This window comes from Rhizobium sp. P2_G2, from assembly GCF_056403555.1.
This window is the reverse complement of sequence record NZ_JBFUFF010000225.1, coordinates 1-3626: the sequence shown is the minus strand read 5'-3', so window position 1 is coordinate 3626 and position 3626 is coordinate 1. Positions and strand designations below refer to the sequence as shown.

The window sequence follows — 3626 nt, the reverse complement described above, 5'->3', positions numbered from 1 at the left end:
GTCAAGCTCAAGCCTGGCGACAGGGTCGACGGCAAACTGCAATCGGTGACCGTGACGGTCAGTGCAGACGGCATCAAGCCAGCCTCGCTGTCCATCGACCTCGAGGACGCCGACGACAACGGCACGCTCGCGGTCTACGACTTCGATGCCGAACTGCCCACGTTCCTGACCACACACTACACGAACGGCGCCCATTGCTGCTACGATGTCCAGGCCTTGGTCTTCAACGGCAAGAAACTGGTGGCGACAGATGTCGACAGCTACGACGGCGGCGTTGACGTGCGTGACATCGACGGCGACGGCACCTACGAGATCGACACGGTCGACCAGCGCTTTTCCTATGCCTTCGACGACCATGCCGGATCGCGCGCCGCCCGCGAGATCGACAAGGTCAGGGAGACAGGCACCGTCACCGTTACGGGCGAGTCGCAATACCAGCCCTATTTGTTGGTGGAACTGGGCCGCGAACTGGCCGCATGTAACGCCGATCCCGGACCCGGCATGTGTGCCGGCCCTCTCGGAACGGCAGCGACACTCGGCATTTACCAGAGCGCGGTCGCAGATGTGCCATTCGAGAAGATCGACAAGAGCAGGCAGAATCCAAGCTATCTGACCTGCGATCAGGACGATTGCGGTAAAGAGATCAAGTTCCTGAATTATCGGCAGGCCTTGGAATACCGGCTCAAGGACTGGGGCTACAGCACCCGTTCGTCATTGAATGATAAGGGCCGCGCCTTCTTCCGCCGGTTCGCCTCCTTCACCAAGGGCTTCGGTGCCGCGGCCCTCCCCTGCGGCAAAGACGCCTTCCAGGTTCGCCTGGACAAGAACGAGCAATTCGCCGAGATCGGCACGCCAGGACATTCCTGCCGCATTGAGAAGATCAATGTGCTTGAGAATGCCGCTGTCGCGCTCGGCTTTTGCGCCATGACGACGAATCTCTCCCCGCGGATCGAAATGGAACTCGATGGCGACCAGCTAACCATGAGCTTCATCGACAAAGGCGTTCTGAATGCGAAATCCGCTCCGGGCACCTTAAAGGCCTGTCCTTGAACCCAGCCGCCCCTTGTCACGCGGCATCATGTTTATCGCTGCCGGTTGCATCGGACGCTATGAGCACTAAGTAAAACCCGGATGAAAAGCGAGGGAGAGCGGGATGACCACGCGCACCGAAACCGACACGTTTGGACCGATCGAAGTCGATGACAGCCGCTATTGGGGGGCACAGGCCGAGCGCTCGCGCGGCAATTTCAAGATCGGTTGGGAAAAGCAGCCAGCCTCGATCATCCGCGCGCTCGGTGTAATCAAGCAGGCAGCCGCCCACGCCAATATGAAACTCGGCCACCTCGACAAGCTGCTCTGCGACGTCATCATTACCGCTTCGCAGGAAGTCATCGACGGCAAGCTCGACGACCATTTTCCGCTCGTCGTCTGGCAGACCGGTTCCGGCACCCAATCCAACATGAACGCCAACGAGGTGATCTCCAATCGGGCGATCGAGCTCCTGGGCGGCATCAAGGGTTCGAAAAAGCCTGTCCATCCCAATGATCACGTCAATATGAGCCAGTCGTCGAACGACACCTTTCCGACGGCCATGCATATTGCCTCGGCCGAGCAGATCGTCCACCACCTGTTGCCGGGCCTCAGGCACCTGCATGCTGCTCTGGACGCCAAATCCCGCGATTTTGCCGACATCATCAAGATTGGCCGCACGCACACGCAGGACGCCACGCCGCTGACCCTCGGCCAGGAGTTTTCCGGCTATGCGGCGCAGACGGCCTCGGCGATCAAGCGCATGGAGCTGACGCTGCCCGGCCTCTACGAACTCGCCCAGGGCGGCACGGCAGTCGGCACCGGCCTCAACGCACCGGTCGGCTTTGCCGAAAAAGTGGCCGATGAGATCGCTGCGATCACCGGCCTGCCCTTCGTCACCGCGCCGAACAAGTTCGAGGCGCTGGCGGCCCATGACGCCATGGTGTTCTCGCATGGCGCCATCGCTTCGGCCGCCGCTGCCCTGTTCAAGATCGCCAACGACATCCGCCTGCTCGGCTCCGGCCCGCGCGCCGGGCTCGGCGAACTGGCGCTGCCGGAAAACGAGCCCGGCTCGTCGATCATGCCGGGCAAGGTCAATCCCACCCAGTCCGAAGCGCTCACCCAGGTCTGCGCCCACATCTTCGGCAACAATGCCGCTATCACCTTCGCCGGCAGCCAGGGCCATTTCGAACTCAATGTCTACAACCCAATGATGGCCTACAATTTCCTCCAGTCCGTCCAACTCCTTGGCGACGCCGCCCGCTCCTTCACCGACAATTGCGTCGTCGGCATCGAACCGCGCCTCGACAATATTAAGGCGGGCCTTGAGCGCTCATTGATGCTGGTCACAGCGCTGGCGCCGGTGATCGGTTATGATGCGGCGGCGAAGATTGCCAAGACGGCGCATAAGAACGGCACGACCTTGAAGGAGGAAGCGCTGGCGAGCGGGTTGGTGACGGAGGAGCAGTATGACGAGGTCGTGCGGCCGGAGCTGATGATCGGGCCGAAGTGAGATGCTCCAGCATGTTTATTCAACATGCCAAGTCCGCGGCGCATTTTTTCGAACAGATCGAATGATGTCAAAAATCGCCAACTGATCGAAATCGCGACAAACAATTAGGCGATACTGGCAAGATACCGTTGCTTTATCTCATCAACGCACAAGCGACAAACGACGTGCCTGCCCTCGATCGCCTCGTAGGCTTTAAAATATTCCTCCTCCTGTTCATCCGTGACTTCATCTTCCAACACTGAAAAATTATCGAAGGCCATAAACCTCTGAAAATCCAGGCCATCATAACATTCGTTGCAAAGGAATAGTCCACTTCCGATCACGAAACGATGACCGTCCGGATATTTGCCATCGTCGAGCGCGCTGGAAACATGTGCACATACTTCGAGGATGCCTATGACCCCACCATGCTTTTCGCAAATCAGCTTGCCCAAGAAACACCACCGATCCGCGCCATTGGTCTACCACGACTTTGGCAACCTCACGCGTAAATGCAAGCGATCGTTCGCGTATCGATGATCATAGTGAGACTTTGTAGCCGGAACTGACGATCAGGTGGAAGCGGAGAACCGCAAGGCAGACTCATCTCTGCCGGCAAACGTGATTCGGCATGTCCGGCCGTCCGCCTCAACTGAAATTAACGACCAAAAGATCGATGACACTGCGCAGCAGCGCGGTCGGCCTGCGATCCGGGGCGTAGACGAGATACATCGGCGTCGGCATGAACGACCACTCCGGCAACACCGCCTCAAGCCTGCCGGCGGCGATGTCCTCGGCCAACAGCAGTTCCGGCTGCAGCACGATACCTGCGCCATGGACAGCCGCTACGCGCAGCGCCGCGCCCTGGTTTGCGGTGAAGTGACCGCTGATGTCCACCTCGCAGCTTTCACCGTCCGGGCCGACGAGTGCCCAGACGCCTTGCTTGCGCCAATAGGACTGCCCCAGGCACGAATGTCCGGTCAAATCCTGCGGATGTTTCGGTCGCCCGTGGCAATCGAGATAGGACGGAGCCGCCGCCAGAATCCTGCGATAGGGTTTCAGTGGCCTTGCCACGAGGTTCGAATTCGTCAGCTCACCGATATGG

The 3626-nt window shown here is 59.5% G+C and carries 4 protein-coding genes; 2 read left to right on the top strand and 2 right to left on the bottom strand.

The genetic code is table 11. The features are described from left to right. On the top strand, positions 1 to 1050 hold a 1050-nt coding region (locus AC1D06_RS42190), incomplete at its 5' end, for a hypothetical protein (RefSeq protein ID WP_477991482.1). A 103-nt stretch (positions 1051 to 1153) separates the two neighbouring features. Continuing rightward, positions 1154 to 2542 carry a class II fumarate hydratase gene (gene fumC, locus AC1D06_RS42185; RefSeq protein ID WP_477991480.1) on the top strand — a complete coding sequence of 463 codons (1389 nt, stop codon included), beginning with the start codon at positions 1154 to 1156 and terminating at the stop codon, positions 2540 to 2542. A gap of 104 nt (positions 2543 to 2646) precedes the next feature. Here the strand turns inward: fumC and AC1D06_RS42180 are convergent, their stop codons facing one another. Further along, the gene (locus tag AC1D06_RS42180; RefSeq protein ID WP_477876698.1) at positions 2647 to 2976 is read right to left on the bottom strand and encodes a hypothetical protein; all 330 of its coding nucleotides are present in this window, start codon (positions 2974 to 2976) and stop codon (positions 2647 to 2649) included. 193 nt (positions 2977 to 3169) lie between these two features. Then, on the bottom strand, positions 3170 to 3626 hold a 457-nt coding region (locus tag AC1D06_RS42175; RefSeq protein ID WP_477991478.1), incomplete at its 5' end, for a LysR substrate-binding domain-containing protein.

Bases quoted from the DNA above. Each gene is read 5' to 3' on its own strand.
- fumC (WP_477991480.1), top strand. From the start codon at position 1,154: ATGACCACGCGCACCGAAACCGACACGTTTGGACCGATCGAAGTCGAT.